15 protein-coding genes are annotated in these 14,931 nt (G+C 68.2%); 10 read left to right on the top strand and 5 right to left on the bottom strand.

Features of this window, described 5'->3' with window-relative positions:
* Positions 1 to 41 precede the first annotated feature (41 nt).
* Genes ACGFIO_RS19335 through ACGFIO_RS19310 form a run of 6 tightly spaced genes read left to right on the top strand, consistent with a single transcriptional unit; the run spans position 42 to position 6,961 of the window.
* Positions 42 to 1,022, top strand: a complete 981-nt coding sequence (locus ACGFIO_RS19335; protein WP_392827632.1) for a carbohydrate ABC transporter permease — start codon at positions 42 to 44, stop codon at positions 1,020 to 1,022.
* Complete coding sequence (locus ACGFIO_RS19330) at positions 1,022 to 1,915, top strand: carbohydrate ABC transporter permease (RefSeq protein ID WP_392827631.1); 894 nt, start codon at positions 1,022 to 1,024, stop codon at positions 1,913 to 1,915. Before ACGFIO_RS19335 ends, ACGFIO_RS19330 begins: the two co-directional genes overlap by 1 nt.
* Positions 1,916 to 1,969: 54 nt before the next feature.
* Positions 1,970 to 3,370: an N-acetylglucosamine/diacetylchitobiose ABC transporter substrate-binding protein gene (gene ngcE / locus ACGFIO_RS19325; protein ID WP_392827630.1), complete on the top strand. Its 1,401-nt coding sequence runs from the start codon at positions 1,970 to 1,972 to the stop codon at positions 3,368 to 3,370.
* Between the two features lie 41 nt (positions 3,371 to 3,411).
* On the top strand, positions 3,412 to 4,317 hold the full coding sequence (locus ACGFIO_RS19320) for a carbohydrate ABC transporter permease (RefSeq protein ID WP_392827629.1): 906 nt from the start codon (positions 3,412 to 3,414) through the stop codon (positions 4,315 to 4,317).
* Positions 4,318 to 4,333: 16 nt separating this feature from the next.
* Complete coding sequence (locus ACGFIO_RS19315) at positions 4,334 to 5,245, top strand: carbohydrate ABC transporter permease (protein ID WP_392827812.1); 912 nt, start codon at positions 4,334 to 4,336, stop codon at positions 5,243 to 5,245.
* Between the two features lie 36 nt (positions 5,246 to 5,281).
* Positions 5,282 to 6,961 carry a bifunctional 3'-5' exonuclease/DNA polymerase gene (locus tag ACGFIO_RS19310; protein ID WP_392827628.1) on the top strand — a complete coding sequence of 560 codons (1,680 nt, stop codon included), beginning with the start codon at positions 5,282 to 5,284 and terminating at the stop codon, positions 6,959 to 6,961.
* Between the two features lie 189 nt (positions 6,962 to 7,150).
* Here ACGFIO_RS19310 and ACGFIO_RS19305 read toward each other — a convergent pair whose 3' ends face one another.
* A complete protein-coding gene (locus ACGFIO_RS19305) occupies positions 7,151 to 7,546 on the bottom strand; it encodes an ester cyclase (protein WP_392827627.1) in 396 nt (131 codons plus the stop codon).
* A gap of 44 nt (positions 7,547 to 7,590) precedes the next feature.
* On the opposite strand from ACGFIO_RS19305, the gene ACGFIO_RS19300 reads away from it, so the two are divergent.
* Entirely contained in the window at positions 7,591 to 7,995 is a 405-nt protein-coding gene (locus ACGFIO_RS19300) for a hypothetical protein (protein WP_392827626.1), read from the top strand.
* A gap of 73 nt (positions 7,996 to 8,068) precedes the next feature.
* Here the strand turns inward: ACGFIO_RS19300 and ACGFIO_RS19295 are convergent, their stop codons facing one another.
* The 3 genes from ACGFIO_RS19295 to ACGFIO_RS19285 form a co-directional block, all read right to left on the bottom strand.
* Positions 8,069 to 8,941: a PHP domain-containing protein gene (locus ACGFIO_RS19295; protein ID WP_392827625.1), complete on the bottom strand. Its 873-nt coding sequence runs from the start codon at positions 8,939 to 8,941 to the stop codon at positions 8,069 to 8,071.
* Positions 8,942 to 9,366: 425 nt separating this feature from the next.
* A complete protein-coding gene (locus ACGFIO_RS19290) occupies positions 9,367 to 10,185 on the bottom strand; it encodes a metal-dependent hydrolase (RefSeq protein WP_392827624.1) in 819 nt (272 codons plus the stop codon).
* Between the two features lie 59 nt (positions 10,186 to 10,244).
* Positions 10,245 to 10,706 (bottom strand): DUF1707 domain-containing protein, encoded by a 462-nt coding sequence (locus tag ACGFIO_RS19285; protein ID WP_392827623.1) that lies wholly within the window; start codon positions 10,704 to 10,706, stop codon positions 10,245 to 10,247.
* A gap of 189 nt (positions 10,707 to 10,895) precedes the next feature.
* On the opposite strand from ACGFIO_RS19285, the gene ACGFIO_RS19280 reads away from it, so the two are divergent.
* From ACGFIO_RS19280 to ACGFIO_RS19270, 3 genes are all read left to right on the top strand, one after another.
* Positions 10,896 to 12,134, top strand: a complete 1,239-nt coding sequence (locus tag ACGFIO_RS19280) for a sensor histidine kinase (RefSeq protein WP_392827622.1) — start codon at positions 10,896 to 10,898, stop codon at positions 12,132 to 12,134.
* A 160-nt stretch (positions 12,135 to 12,294) separates the two neighbouring features.
* Positions 12,295 to 12,966 carry a response regulator gene (locus tag ACGFIO_RS19275; RefSeq protein ID WP_392827811.1) on the top strand — a complete coding sequence of 224 codons (672 nt, stop codon included), beginning with the start codon at positions 12,295 to 12,297 and terminating at the stop codon, positions 12,964 to 12,966.
* A 768-nt stretch (positions 12,967 to 13,734) separates the two neighbouring features.
* Entirely contained in the window at positions 13,735 to 14,286 is a 552-nt protein-coding gene (locus ACGFIO_RS19270; protein ID WP_392827621.1) for a hypothetical protein, read from the top strand.
* A 12-nt stretch (positions 14,287 to 14,298) separates the two neighbouring features.
* Here ACGFIO_RS19270 and ACGFIO_RS19265 read toward each other — a convergent pair whose 3' ends face one another.
* The gene (locus tag ACGFIO_RS19265; RefSeq protein WP_392827620.1) at positions 14,299 to 14,913 is read right to left on the bottom strand and encodes a GNAT family N-acetyltransferase; all 615 of its coding nucleotides are present in this window, start codon (positions 14,911 to 14,913) and stop codon (positions 14,299 to 14,301) included.
* Between the last annotated feature and the right edge of the window lie 18 nt (positions 14,914 to 14,931).

The following is a 14,931-nucleotide window of genomic DNA, read 5'->3' as shown; positions in this document are numbered from 1 at the left end:
CGGCGTACCGGTGATCGGCGACGAGGAGAGGAAGGGATCAGATGTCCGTCGCCTCACCGTCCGCCCCGGCGCGGCCCACACCGCCCGGTCCGGCGGCGCCCGGCGCGCACGTGCGTCGTAAGCGCCGGTCGAGCACCTCCGGCGGTTTCGTACCGTACGCGCTCGCCCTGCCCGCGCTGTTCCTGCTGTCCGCGCTGCTCGGCTATCCGATGATCCGGATGGTCGTGTTGTCCTTCCAGAGCATGCGGCTGCGGGAGCTGTTCGCCGGCCTCACGCCGCCCTGGGTCGGCCTGGACAACTACACCAAGATCCTCGGCGACAGCGTGTTCTGGACCGTCGCGCTGCGTACCGCGGCCTTCACCGTGGTGTCGGTCTCGCTCACCGTGGTCCTCGGCCTGGCCGTGGCCATGCTGATGCGCCGGGTCGCGCCGGGCGTCCGGATCGCGATGATCGTCGCGATGATGTTCGTCTGGGCCATGCCGCAGCTGGTCGCCACCCAGATCTTCCGGTGGCTGGTCGACGCCGACTTCGGCGTGATCAACTACCTGCTCACCCGGATCGGGCTGGACTACGAGAACCACAGCTGGTTCGCCGAGCCGCTGGAGGGCTGGTCGGTGATCACCGCGTTGGTGGTCTGGGCCGGCATCCCGTTCATCGCCATCACGCTCAACGCCGGCCTGACCCAGGTGCCCAAGGAGTTGCTCGAGGCGGCCACGGTCGACGGCGCCTCGGCCTGGCAGGGATTCCGTAACATCGTTCTGCCGATCTTGAAACCGTTGATCGTCATCGTGACCACGTTGTCGGCGATCTGGAACTTCGGCGTCTTCACCCAGCCCTGGGTGATCCGGGACGGGCGGCCCAGCTCCGACTACCAGTCCCTGGCCACGTACGCCTACAGCGTCGCGTTCAAGAACAACAACTACAGCCTCGGCTCGGCGGTCGCGGTGATCACCGTGCTCCTGCTGCTGGCCGTGATGGTGTTCTACATCCGTCAGATGTTCAAGATCGGAGACGTGGACTGATGGCCGCCGTCGCCCCCGCCGTCCCGGCCCGCAAGCGCCGCGTCCGGGACACCGGAACCGTCACGGTCGGCCGCAGCCGGACCGGCACCGTGCTGGCCAACCTGGCCGGGATCGTCTTCACCGTGGTGATGGCGTTCCCGGTCTACTGGGTGCTCAACACCGCGTTCAAGCCGTCGAACGAGATCCTGCGGTTCGAGCCGACGTTCATCCCGATGAGCCCGACGCTGGACAACTTCAAGTCGGCCTTCAACGCCCCCTACTTCCAGCAGGACCTGCTCAACGGCGTGCTCATCACGCTCGGTGCGGTGGCCGGTGCGATAGTGGTCGGCTTCCTGGCCGCGCTGGCCATCGCCCGGTTCAGCTTCTACGGCCGCAAGGCGATCATTCTGGTCGTACTCGGAGTCCAGATGGTTCCGTTGGTCGCCCTGCTGATTCCGCTGTTCCTCATGATGCAGGGATTCGGCCTGACCAAGGACCTGCTTGGGGTGACGCTCGTCTATATCGTGCTGATCCTGCCGTACACCGTCTGGACGCTTCGTGGTTTCATCTCCGGGATTCCGCGCGAACTCGACGAGGCCGCGCTGATCGACGGGTGCACGCGTGCTCAGGTGTTCTGGCGGATCATCCTGCCGCTCACGGGTCCCGGTTTGGTCGCAACGTCCGTGTACGGCTTCATTCAGGCGTGGAACGAGTTCATCATCATCAACACGTTCAATGATCAGGCCCAGCAGAACCTGATGGCCTGGCTGCTGCAGAACCAGACGCAACGAGGGACGTTCTGGGGACCGTTGATGGCCGGGTCGATCCTGACCGCGATCCCGGTGGTGATCTTCTTCCTCATCATTCAGCGCAACATCGCGACCGGCCTCACCGCCGGTGCGGTGAAGGGCTGAGGCACCAACCCCTTTTCCGTACGAGCAACACAGCACCACCAGCGAGGAGAAACGATGAGCGAAATTTTTGCCCGGCCCGAGGTCGACCGGCGGACGCTGCTGCGCCGCGCCGCCGCCGTGGGCCTGATGGCCACCCCGGCGGCCGGCCTGTTGAGCGCCTGCGTCGGCACCAGCGACGAGCCCACCCAGAAGCAGGCCGAGGGTACGAAGAGCGCCGCCAACCCGCTCGGCGTCGACGAGAAGGCGCCGATCGAGGTCATCATCTTCAACGGTGGTCTGGGCACCAAGTACGCCACCGACGTGCACATTCCCTCGTACAAGAAGGCCTTCCCGAACGCCGAGGTCAAGTTCTCCGAGACCCAGGAGATCGGCAAGGTCGTCCAGCCCCGGATCAACGCCGGTGACCCACCGGACATGGTCAACAACGCCGGTGCCGGCCTGATGGACATGGCCGCCATCGTCAAGGCGGGCCAGGCCCAGGACCTGACCGACCTGTTCGCCGCCCCGTCGGTCGACATCCCGGGCAAGACGGTCAAGGACACCCTGGTCCCCGGCGCGTACGAGCAGGGCCTGTTCGACGGCAAGCCGTTCGTCGTGAACTACGCGTTCACCGTCTACGGCCTCTGGTACAACAAGGCGCTGTTCACCAAGAACAACTGGCAGCTGCCGAAGACCTGGGACGAGTTCACCACCCTGCTCGGCCAGATCAAGGCCAAGGGCATCACCCCGTTCGCGTACGCCGGGGCCAACGCGCCGTACTACATGTACCTGGCCATCCTGACCAGCGCGGCCAAGATCGGTGGCGTCGAGATCCTCAAGGCGCTGGACGAGAACGCCCCGGGCGCGTGGACCGCCGAGCCGATCAAGCAGGCCGCCGCCGCGTGGGCCGAGATCGGCAAGAACTTCTCCGACAAGAAGTTCTCCGGCCTGCGCCACACCGAGGTCCAGCTGCAGCAGAACCAGGACAAGGTCGCCTTCTACCCGTGCGGCTCCTGGCTCGAGAACGAGCAGACCAAGGACACCCCGCCCGGCTTCGAGTACGCGGTCATCCCGCTGCCGTCGGTCACCGGCTCGGACAAGCTGCCGCAGACCTCGATCTACGCCGCCGCCGGCGAGATGTACTACGCCTCGAGCAAGGGCAAGAACCCGCGCGGCGGCATGGAATACCTGCGCCACATGCTCTCCAAGGAGGGCGCGGCCGGCTTCACCAAGCTGACCAAGGTGCTCACGGTGGTGCAGGGCGCCGCCGACGGCCTGACCATCTCGCCCGGCCTGACCAGCGGTAACGAGCTGCTCAAGGCGGCCGGGACCAACTTCTTCGGCTACCGCTGGCCCGACCTGTTCAAGAAGCTCGACGTGGAGTGCCAGGCGGCGACCAACCAGCTGTTCTACGAGGGTGGCACGGCCGACGCCTTCGTCGCCCGGATGGACAAGGCCGCCAAGGCCGCCAAGTAGCCAGCTGGTTTTTCACCCCGCCGGCCAGTAGGAAGGACGTCATGCGGCACGGCAAGTACCCCTTCATCATCGGTTTCCTTGTCGTGCCGGTGGCGCTCTACGCGATCTTCGTGGTCGCGGCATATGTCCAGACCTTCCAGTTGGCGTTCACCGACTGGTCCGGCCTGGGCCCGATCTCGTACGTCGGATTCGACAACTTCGTCACGATGTGGAACGACTCGTTGTTCTGGCGATCCGTCCAGCACAACCTGTTCGTCCTGCTGGTGCTGCCGATCATCACGATCGCCATCGCGCTGGTGTTCGCGTTCCTGCTGAACGTCGGCGGCGGTCACAAGGGCGGCACCACCCGCGGCGTCTGGGGTTCCAAGCTCTACCGGGTGCTGTTCTTCTTCCCGCAGCTGCTGGCCCTGGCCATCGTCGCGGTCATCTTCGGCCGGGTCTACTCGCCGGACGAGAGCGGCCTGATCAACGGGCTGCTCCCGTCCGGCTGGGACCCGATCCTCTTCCTGGCCGACCGAAACCTGGCGCTGATCTGCATCGTCGCCGTGCTGGTGTGGCAGTCGGTCGGCTTCTACGTGGTGCTCTTCTCGGCCGGCATGGGCTCGATCTCGGCCGAGATCTACGAGGCCGCGGCGCTGGACGGGGCCAACCGGATGACGCTGTTCTTCCGGATCACCATCCCGCTGCTCTGGCAGACCATCCAGGTCGCCTGGGTCTACCTCGGCATCGCCGCGTTCGACTGCTTCGCGCTGGTCAACATCATGTCGGTGGAGCGGGGCGGACCGGACGGCGCCACCTCGGTGCTCAGCCTGATGATCTATCGCAACGCCTTCGAGTTCTCCCAGGCCGGGTACGCGTCCGCGCTGGGTGTCTCGCTGTTCATCCTGACCCTGGCGTTCGCCGCGCTGACCCTCCGGGTCACCCGCCGCGACGCCGTCGAGATGTGAGGGAGGCCCGGTGACCATGACATCGACCACCGTGCCCGCCGCCGCCCCGGGCACCGCCCAGGCCGCCGGACGCAAGCCGGACACCAAGCGTGAGGTGAACGCGTTCAGCGGCCTCGCCCACATCGCCCTGTTCGTCTGGGCGCTGGCCACGGCCGGTCCGCTGATCTGGGTGATCCTGTCCTCGTTCAAGAACAACACCGAGATCTTCCTGGGCAAGCCGTTCGGGCTGCCGGGCTCGTTCTCGTTCGAGTCGTACGCGAACGCGTGGAGCACCGCCCACGTCGGCCAGTACTTCCTGAACAGCGTGTTCGTGGTCGCGCTGAGCACGGCCGGCACCATGCTGTTCGGCTCGATGGCCGCGTACGTGCTGGCCCGCTACAAGTTCTTCGGCAACCGCTTCATCTACTACCTGTTCGTCAGCGGCCTGGCCTTCCCCACCTTCCTGGCCCTGGTCCCGCTCTTCTTCATCCTGAAGAGCTTCGGCCTGATCAACACCTTCACCGGGCTGATCCTGGTGTACATCGCCTACTCGCTGCCGTTCACGGTCTTCTTCCTGGCCGCGTTCTTCAAGACGCTGCCGATCGAGATCGAGGAGGCGGCGACCGTCGACGGCGCCTCCCACACCCGCAAGTTCTTCCAGATCATGGTGCCGATGGCCCGCAGCGGCCTGATCAGCATCACGATCTTCAACATCGTCGGCCAGTGGAACCAATACCTGCTGCCGGTCGCGATCATGCAGGGTGCCGGGGCCGACTCCAAGTGGGTGCTGACCCAGGGCATCGCGAACATCAGCACCTCGGCGGGTTACCAGGCGCAGTGGTCGACGCTGTTCGCCGCGCTCACCCTCTCGATCCTGCCGATGATCGTCGTGTACGCCATCTTCCAGCGTCAGATCCAGTCCGGCCTGACCGCCGGCGCCGTGAAGTAGCCGGTTTTTGTCGTACCCGGCGGCCAGAATGAGGATGTGGGCCCGCCGCTGATAGCCGTTCAGGAAGGGCTGGGACCGGCCACGCACGGGGGTGGCCGGCTCCAGCCCCTTCCCGACGGCCCGGCTTTCGACGTGCCCGACCTGGCGGCCTACGTCGGCGAACGCGAGGCGGCCGGCCCGGTGCGGTGGGTCTGGCCCGCCACCGCCGACATCTACCCGTCGCTGGTCCGCGCGGGCGTCCGGGTCCGGCGCTGTCACGATCTCGAGCTGACCGAGGCACTGCTTCTGGGATACGCGGGAAGCTGGGGCGCCCCGCGGATGTTGCCGGCGGTGCTCGCCCGCCTCGACGGCCGTCCCGTGCCACCCGACCCGCCGCCCCGACCGCCCGATCCACCCGGCCTCAGCCAGGGCGCCCTGTTCGAGACCACATCCGCGCCGCAGTCCGTTCCCCTCACCGACATCGTGCGGGCGTTCGCCGACCAGCAGAAGCGACTCGCCTCGATCGAACAAGCCGGGCGCTTCCGTCTGCTCGTGGCCGCCGAGAACGCGGGCGCCCTGCTCGGCGTCGAGATGGGCCACGCCGGGTTGCCCTGGCGCGCCGACATCCACAACGAGCTGCTGCGCGAGCTGCTCGGCCCACCACAGCCGGTCGGCCCGCCCCGCCGGCTGGCGGCACTGACGGCGGAGATCAACGACGCTTTCGGCGTACGCGGATTGCACCCTGATTCTCCGGCCGAGGTGGTGCGCGCCTTCGCCAAGGCCGGGATCGAGGTCCCCAACACCCGGCGGTGGGTGCTGCGCGAGGTCGACCATCCGGCGGTCAAGCCCCTGCTGGCCTACAAGGAGCTCTACCGCATCTGGACCGCGCACGGCTGGAGCTGGCTCGACGCCTGGGTCGTGAACGGCCGGTTCCGCGCCGAGTTCGTCCCCGGCGGCGTGGTCTCCGGCCGGTGGGCCAGCCGTGGCGGGGGAGCGCTACAGGTCCCCAAGGTGGTCCGCCGGGCCGTGGTCGCCGACGAGGGCTGGCGCTTCGTGGTCGCCGACGCCGGCCAGCTCGAGCCCCGCATCCTGGCCGCGGTCTCCGGCGACGACCGCCTGGCCGCCGCCGGAAGCGCCGGCGATCTCTACGCCGCCCTGGCCCGCGACTCCTTCGACGGCGACCGCGCCAAGGCCAAGATCGCCCTCATCGGCGCCATGTACGGCCAGACCGGCGGCTCGGCCGTCCCCGCGCTGACCGTGCTCCGCCAGCGTTATCCCACCGCGTTCGACTATGTCGAGACGGCCGCCCGCACCGGCGAGGCCGGGGGCCTGGTCCGCTCCTGGCTGGGCCGCACCTGCCCACCCGCGTCGTCGGCGTGGCGCGACGCCGGCCTCGACCCACCCGAGGAGGCGGGTTCGGCCGAGCTGCCCCAGGGCGGCGCGACCGGCCGGGCGCGGGGCCGTTTCACCCGCAACTTCGTCATCCAGGCGACCGCGGCCGAGTGGGCCCTGGTCCTGCTGGCGTCGTTGCGTACGGCCCTGGAGGGTACGAAGGCCGAGCTGGTCTTCTTCGTCCACGACGAGGTGGTGGTCCACTGCCCCGAGGAGGAAGCGCCCGCGGTGGTGGCGGCGGTCCAACAGAGCGCGGCCGAGGCCGGCCGCCTCCTGTTCGGGGCGACCGAGGTCCGCTTTCCCTTGGACGTCTCCGTGGTCCAGTGCTACGCCGACGCCAAATGACCCGGGCCCCGAGTCTTGGTGGCGCGGCCCCGCCTTGGTAGGCGTTCATCCCGCCTTGGCGCCGCGCCCGTACCCGGGCCGGCCCAGTTTTCTGCGCCGCGGGCGTTCGGGTCCCGCCTTGGCAGGTGTTCGGGTCCCGCCTTGACAGACGTTCGGGTCCCGCCTGGCTTCGCCGTGGTCGTCGCCGGCTCAGCTCCTGCGGGCCTGGAGCTGTTCGGCGATGGCATGGCGGTCGATGAGCGAGTCGACGGCGGCGATGCGCCCGCCCACGAAGCGGTAGAACACGTGCTCGGCGAAGAGGAACCGCCCCCCGTCCGGCGTGAAGCCGAGGAACTCCTTCTCCGGCTTGCAGTCGAACAGGATCCGGCAGGCGATCCGGTCCTCCGTCGCCACAATGATCCGGGCGTCGAAGAACAGGTCCGGGATCGCCTCGACGTCCCCCGCCAGCATGGCCTGATATTCCGGCCGGGTCAGCGCCGCACCGTTGTAGGTGAGCTCGTCCTGCACGTACTCCACGAGATCATCGAGCCTCCGCTCGTTCAGCGCGGCCAGGTAGGCGCGGTACCGCTCGGAAAGATCACTCATCCGTCCCACGCTAACCGGTGCGCGGCACTTCTACCCTGTGAGTCATGGGAGCCGGACGCATTGTCGTGGCCGTCGTCGCGGTGCTCGCCTGCGGCGGCGGAGGACTGCTGATCATGAAGGCGAAACATGACGCCGACCAGGAACAACCACCCGCCGAGGCCGCGGCACGCTCCTATCTGGACGCGATGCTGGCCGACCGCCTCCCCGACGCCTACGCGATGACCTGCACCAAGATCCACGAAGAAATGACACCGAAGCAGTTCGAGGACTACCAGTCCGACCGCGACCAGATCGCCCGCTACGAGGTGACCGGCTTCGACTCATCCACCTCCAACGGCAAGCTGGAGAGCGCCGCCGTCCACCTCCGCATGTACGGCCACGATGGCCGCTTCTTCGACCAGCGCCTCCCGATGACGAAGGAGAACGGCGCCTGGCGGATCTGCCAGTAGACCGCCGCCCCCGCCGCCGCTCTCACCGTTTCGGTCGATGCCCTGCACCGTCCATTCCGGACCGAGCGCGCCGTCACCGCCGCCGTGGCCAGAAATCGTGGGGATCGCGGCCGGCCCGGAAGCCGTACGCCTCAGCCATGCCGGCCGCCTCCCGGAACCCGTGCGCCACCAGATCCGGAAGGTGCGCGTCACTGCCGAAGCTGATCGCCGCCCCGCCCTCCGCATACCACCAGCCCAGGATCGTCTCGTGCAACGGAATCCGGGTGTTGACCTCCAGCACCCGCCCCGCCGACGCCGTGGCCCGCAACGCGTACCGGAACTCCTCCTCGAACCGCCCCGGATCGAAGTCACCGCCCGGCCACGACCGCACCGCATAGTCGATGTGCGCCAGCACCTCGAACGTGGCGCTCCCCGAGACCAGCCGCGCCACCTCGGCGAGGTAGTCGCGCATCACCTCGTCCGGATCCCGTACCGGGTAGAGCAGCCACGGCTCGGCGTTGGTCGTCCCGTACGGCAGGCAGTGCATCGACCCGAGCACACGGTCGAACGGCCCGGAGCGCAGCACGGCATCGCACGCGTCCTTGTGCCAGTGCGGTTGGCCGAGCTCCACGCCGCTGAGAATCCTCAGATCAGGAAAGAGGTCGCGGCAACGCTCAACCGACTCGAAGTACCCGCTCACATCGAACGGTGGCGGCTCGATGATGCCGTCCGCTCCCGCGAGCGCGAGATGATTCTGATTGGCGTACGGCCCGGTCCGCGCAAGCTGCCACGACGAATGATCAACGTGCTCGGTGAACGCGATAGCCGGCAGCCCGAGCGCGACCGCCCGAGCACACGACCGCTCCATCGACCCCACATCGGTGTCCCACGACCACTCGGTGTGCACGTGGTAATCCGCCGGAAGCCGCACCGCAACCGCATCATCCCGCCCCTGCGCAGAGCTCATCGGCCTACCCTCCATCGCGTGTCCGGGTGGCGCGGCGTCGAATCCGCGCGGCGTGTGCGTGGGAGGGAGCTCGCGGCGCTGGTGCGGCGGTCATGGGATTGCTCGCCGTCGTGTGTCCGGGTGGCGCGGCGTCGGAGGCCGCGTGGCGCGTATGTGGGACGGAGCTCGGGGTCGGGCGCGGCGGTCATGGCTGCTCGTGATCGTGTGTCCGGGTGGCGCGGCGTCGAATCCGCGCGGCGTGTGCGTGGGAGGGAGCTCGCGGCTCTGGTGCGGCGGTCATGGGATTGCTCGCCGTCGTGTGTCCGGGCCGCGCCGCGTCGAACCCGCACGGCGTGCGTGGGACGGAACTCGGGGCTCGGCGAGGCGCTCACGGGCCTGGTCGGCGTCGTGTGTCCGGGCGGCGCGGCGTTGGGCTGGCGGGCGGGTCATGGCGCGGCGGCGTCGAAGTGCATCGAGTTGAGGACGCCGGGGAAGAACATGGCCAGGAGCGCCAGCAAGGAGACGATCGTGAAGAGGCCGCGTAGAACGAACACCTCGCCGGGGCCGCCGGCCTTGATGGCGATGCCGTCCGGGATGCCGATCATGCGCCACATGCGGGCGCCCAAGGGTACGGGCCAGAGCAGGGGCACACCGCTGCGAGTGATCATGTCGCCGAAGAGATGGACCACACAGCCCACACCCACGGCCATTCCCAGCAGCGGATAGCCACGGTCGGCGTCCAGGTGCGAGGCGGCCAGGAAAGCGACCGCGCCGGAGGTCAGCGTCACGATCAGCCAGCCCGCCCGCTCGGCCCACTTGTCGAAGAGCCCCCGCAACGCCAGGCCGGCCATGAAGAACAGCACCCCCAGAACGGCCCACTTCCCGTACGCCGCGCAGAGGTTCGTCGTACCCCAGCCAACTAGCCCGGCGAACGGCAGCGTATGCGTGAACGTCCGGTGCCCGTTGGTCCGCTTCGGGTCCCGTGGCATCCGGGTGATCGAGTAGATGCCCAGCGACAGCTTCTCGATCACCTCGGCGAGGAAGAGGGAGAACACCCCGAAGGTCCGCGCCACCGTCGCGCCGCCCTGGTTGCGGGTCACCTTGCCGGACAGGTCGAGATCGGGCAGCAGGGCCGCGCCGGCGCACACCGTCGCCCCGATCGTCACCGCGAGCGGGCTTTGTGCGTACCCCCCGAAGTGATCCAAAGCCCAGCTCCCGGCGAGCCAGACTGCGGCACCGGACAACGCATGCGACGGACCCATCACGGCTTCCAGCGTTTCAGGGCGATGCCAGTCGATCAACGACCGTCGCGTCCACTAGCGAGTCATGGCGCGTTCCACGGTGCGACCGGTTGGTGGTGGCGGTAGTGCGGGTGGCGGTGGTGGCGTGGACCGCCGTGGTGCCGGGCGAACGCCATGAACAGGAAGAACATCGGGAAGATGGGCCAGAAGAAGTGTGCCGCGGAGAAGAACCAGACGGTCACCAGGACGGTGGACACCACGAAAACGAAGCCGGCGAACGCCCGGCGGTCCCGGCGTGTCGCGGCCCGGAACTCGGGCGTCTGGGCGAGGGCCTGACGGCCGTGCCCGGGCAGGTCGGTGGTGAGCGGCAGCAGCTCGTCGCGGAATTTCGCCGCGTAACACAGGCCCAGCCGCTCCTCGCCCTCCTCGAGGGTGAGCCGGCCCTCGGTCATGGCGGCGCGCAGGATAGTGGCGACCTGTTCCCGCTCGGTGTCGGACGTGCGGAGCCGATGCTGCCCGGCCCGTGTGGCGTCGTCGGTGGTCACGGAAGCCCCCTTCGGTCGTGGACTGGTCCCAAGCTTTCCGCGTCGCGGCCGGTTCCGCGTCAGCCCAGGGAAGGGACTTCGGGTACGACACCGGGCTGACCCCGATGGCCGGTGTACGACCAGGGGAGTACACAAGGACAAACCTGAGTCCGATGCCCGCCGGGGTGCCGGTGCCGTACGTTCAACGACGTGCGACAACGGGGCAGCAGACGGCATTCGCCATGGCAGCAGGACCAGCCATGGCCCGATCCGCCGTGGGCTTCGAGTCGTCGCCGGCATCGGGGCCCACCGGCGGGCGCGGCGATCGGCGCCGGCCTGTTCCACGTGCTCGGCGCCCGCGACCTGGCCGCCGACGGGCTCGTCTACCACCCGCTCGACGCGCTGGCCTACGCCATCCTGCTGGCCGGTCCGTTCGCGCTGATCTGGCGGCGGCGCCACCCGATCCCGGTGCTGCTGATCACTATGGCGGCGTCGATCGGTTTCGCGACGATGGCCGCCCCGCGCTGGATGGTCATGATCGCCCCGCTGATCGCCTGCTGGAATGCGGTCAAGCAGGGCCAGGGCCGCCCCGCCTTCCTGGCCTCGGCAGCCGGCTATGTGGCATATGTCGTGGTCGCCGTCCTGCTCGCCGGCCAGCTCGGTCTCCCGCCGGGCACCCGCCCCGGCCTGCGCACCCTGGTCGTGCTCGCGGCCGTGCTGCTGCTGTCGATGTTCTTCGGCGGGGCGGCCAAGGCACAGAGCGAGCACCTGGCCGAGATGGCGCGGTCCCGGGCCGAGCGCGCCCGGGCGCAAGAGGAGCAGGAGCGCCGCCAGGCGTCCGAGGAACGGCTACGCATGGCCCGTGAGCTGCACGATGTGCTCGGCCATCACCTGTCCCTGATCAGCGTGCAGGCCGGCGTGGGCCTGCATCTGATGGACAATCAGCCCGAGCAGGCGCGCGAGGCGCTGACCGCGATCAAGACCGCGAGTGCGGAGGCCCTTCGAGAGGTACGCGCGGTGCTCGGCGTGCTGCGCCCGGAGGAGGAGGCGGCGCCCCGGCAACCGGCCCTGGGCCTGGACCGGCTGGACGAGCTGACCGTGAGTGCGGGCCTGCCGGTCACGACCACCCGGTCGGGCGAGCCGCGTCCGCTGCCGGCCGAGGTCGACCGCGCGGCATATCGGATCGTGCAGGAGGCCCTGACCAACGTGCGCAAGCACGCCGCACCGGGCTCGTCGGCCGAGGTGGCGATCGACTACGCGCCGGCCGAGCTGCGGCTGTCGATCCGCAACGACGGAGCGGTCGGCCCCGACGTGTCGCAGGAGGGCAGCGGCATCACCGGGATGCGGGAGCGCGCGTCGGCACTGGGGGGCAGTCTGCAGGCAGGCCCCCTGCCCGACGGCGGTTTCCTGGTGACCGCATCCCTGCCTGTCCGGCAGGAGCCCCCGTGACCGGGGGGAAACAGGCGCGGGGAGGGGGCCGGCGCGGGGGGAGATCGCGGGCCACGCCGTTTGGTTTCGCGGAGTTCTCCCGGCAGCGCGGCCTGGCGTCGCGTGGCGGGGCTTGGTGACGGATGGCGGGGGGCTTGGTGGCGGGACGGCGGGAGGCGTGTTGATTTCGGTTTTGCTGGCGGATGATCAGGCTCTGGTTCGGGCTGGGTTTCGGGCTCTGTTGAACGCGGAGTCTGACATTGAGGTGGTGGCCGAGGCGGCGGACGGGGTCGAGGCGGTCCGGCTGGTTGAGGAGACGCGACCCGATGTGGTGCTGATGGACATTCGGATGCCGGGCGTCGACGGACTCGAGGCGACTCGCCGGATTGCCGCCGAACCGGGGCTGGCCGCCACCCGGGTGGTCATTTTGACCACGTTCGAGCTGGACGAATACGTGTTCGAGGCGCTGCGGTCCGGCGCCTCCGGGTTCCTGGTCAAGGACACCGAGCCGGTCGAGTTGCTGCGCGGAGTTCGGGCCGTGGCGGCCGGTGACGCGCTGCTCTCGCCCAGCGTGACCCGGCGGGTGATCGGCGAGTTCGCCACCCCGGGGCGCGGCCGCCCGACAGCGCCGCCGGCCGAGCTGGAGCAGCTGACCGACCGGGAACGCGAGGTGATGGTGCTGGTCGGCGAGGGGCTCTCGAACGACGAGATCGCCGGGCGCTTGGTGATCAGCCCGGCCACCGCCAAGACCCACGTGAGCCGGGCCATGATCAAGCTCGGCGCTCGCGATCGGGCACAGCTCGTGGTCTACGCGTACGAGGCGGGCCTGATCAGGCCTGGCTGGTTGACGTGATCGGGCCTGGTGTTGGTTGACCTGCGATCAGGCTTGGCTGGTTGAGCTGATCAGGTACTCCCGGCTGACCTGCAATTCTCGCCCCGCTGGCCGACGTGATCAGGCCTGGCTGGCTGACGTGATCCGGGCCGGCTGGCTCGGGTGATCCCTATCGGACCGGACCGGAGACGCGTCAAAAACGCTCAGATCTGACATCGCCCTGCTCTCGCGGTTCCGCTCCGATTGTCGTAGCCTCATTGTTCTGGCCTGGAAGTCCTAGACTTCTATACCTGGTCTTACGCACATGCAAATGCATTGTCACGCCGTCCACAAAGGGCGGTGCGGCCACCGTGTGTGCAGTCAAGAGCCGTTTTCACTATTACTCACGGGTATCACTCACGTGTGCAAAGTGCACGTCAGTCGCAGCTGATCAAGCTCCTGGTGCAGTTGGTGCTAACCCAGATCGTTTCCGCCCTCTGCGGCGATGAGCCGATTGTTGATCTCCGTCACTGTGCGCTCATGCAACGTTGCCACGGATCGCGATCATTTCTGTGACGGCTCAGCCGCCCCGGCCGACCGGCCGAGGCGGCTGCTACTGCCGAAAACGCGCTGGAGCTGGGCCGAACAGGATGGCCGAGATCATCTTCGGACACGATTGGCACAAACGAGTTGACCAGCACACATTGTCGTACTCACATCACGCTTCGTACAGTGTGGTCAAGAATCATCGACCGCTGTAAGTACGACGAGCGGGGTCGTTTGCCGACGACCCTCGGGGGTGCAGGAAGCATGCTTGTCAAAATCATCGACCAGATCACCGATGAAGAGAACCTCGACGCCGCGTGGAACCTCTACATGGAGGCATTCGAAGACATCCGTGCCCTCGCTGTGCAGCGCCACCTCATGTATCGCGACGAGTTCGACGCGGTCATGCGGGACCAGCGAGTTCAGAAGTACCTGGCTCTGCGGGACGACGGCACCCTGTGCGGCCTGTCCACGTACACCAATGATCTGCACGCTGTGCCGCTCGTCGCACCGGAGTACTTCGAGCGGCGCTGGCCGGAACTGTATCGGCAACACAAGGTCTGGTATTGCGGGTTCGTAGCCGTCGGCTGCGGGGCCCGGGACACCAGAGCCTTTGCCGACCTGGTAGAGGCCATGTACCTGACGGCCGCGAACCAGAACGGCATCATCGCGCTCGACTTCTGCCGGTACAACGACGAACTGCGGAAGATGTCGCGTGTGATCCGGCTGATGCTCCACCGGTTGTCCGGCGGGGTGCGCGCCGAGTGCATGGATGCGCAGCAGTTCTGGATCTACGAGTTTCCGTCGGCAGCCTGAGCTGAGTCAGGGTCAGGGCATAGGCGACCTCCACATCGACCAGAGCGGCGGCCCGTCGGGTAGCTGCAACACGGACCGGACCTGATATCCGTGCCGAAGGTAAAGGTCACGGTTGCGCGGGTCGTTCGCTTCGAGATAGGCCGGGAGGCCGGCCCGATCGAGCCGGTCGTGGTGGCGGTCGAGCAGCGAGCTGCCGATGCCCTGACCCTGCCGGTCCGGGCGCACCGCCAGGAAAGCGAGATAGTGGTGCGGGTCCAGCGGGTGGTTCTCTTCCATGAGAGCGTCCAGCTGGCACGCCCGGTCGAACGCGTCGCCGGTGACCTCCTTGAGCCGGCGCTCGTAGTCGATCGGGCCCGGGATCGCCGAAGTGAACGGGAACCAGAGCGCGACGCCGGTCATCTGGCCGGTGTCGGAGTCGGACATGCCGTACACCTCGCCGTACTGGACGGCGTAGTCGACGAAGATGTCGAAGTAGGCGGGGCTGCGGTGCCTACGCTCGGACTGGTCCGGGTTGAGCCAGCGGGCCACCGGGCCGTCCCACATCGCCTCGGCCACGAGGTCGGTGATCTCGGCGGTGTCGAACGGCGACACGTGCCGGATCACGAGCTCCCGGATCGCGTACGTCATGAATCTCCCCTATGAGAT

This window comes from Actinoplanes sp. NPDC049265, assembly GCF_043197135.1.
In the GTDB taxonomy this organism is placed as follows: domain Bacteria; phylum Actinomycetota; class Actinomycetes; order Mycobacteriales; family Micromonosporaceae; genus Actinoplanes.
The sequence above is the reverse complement of the archived record's forward strand: the minus strand, read 5'-3'. Positions and strand labels throughout refer to the sequence as shown.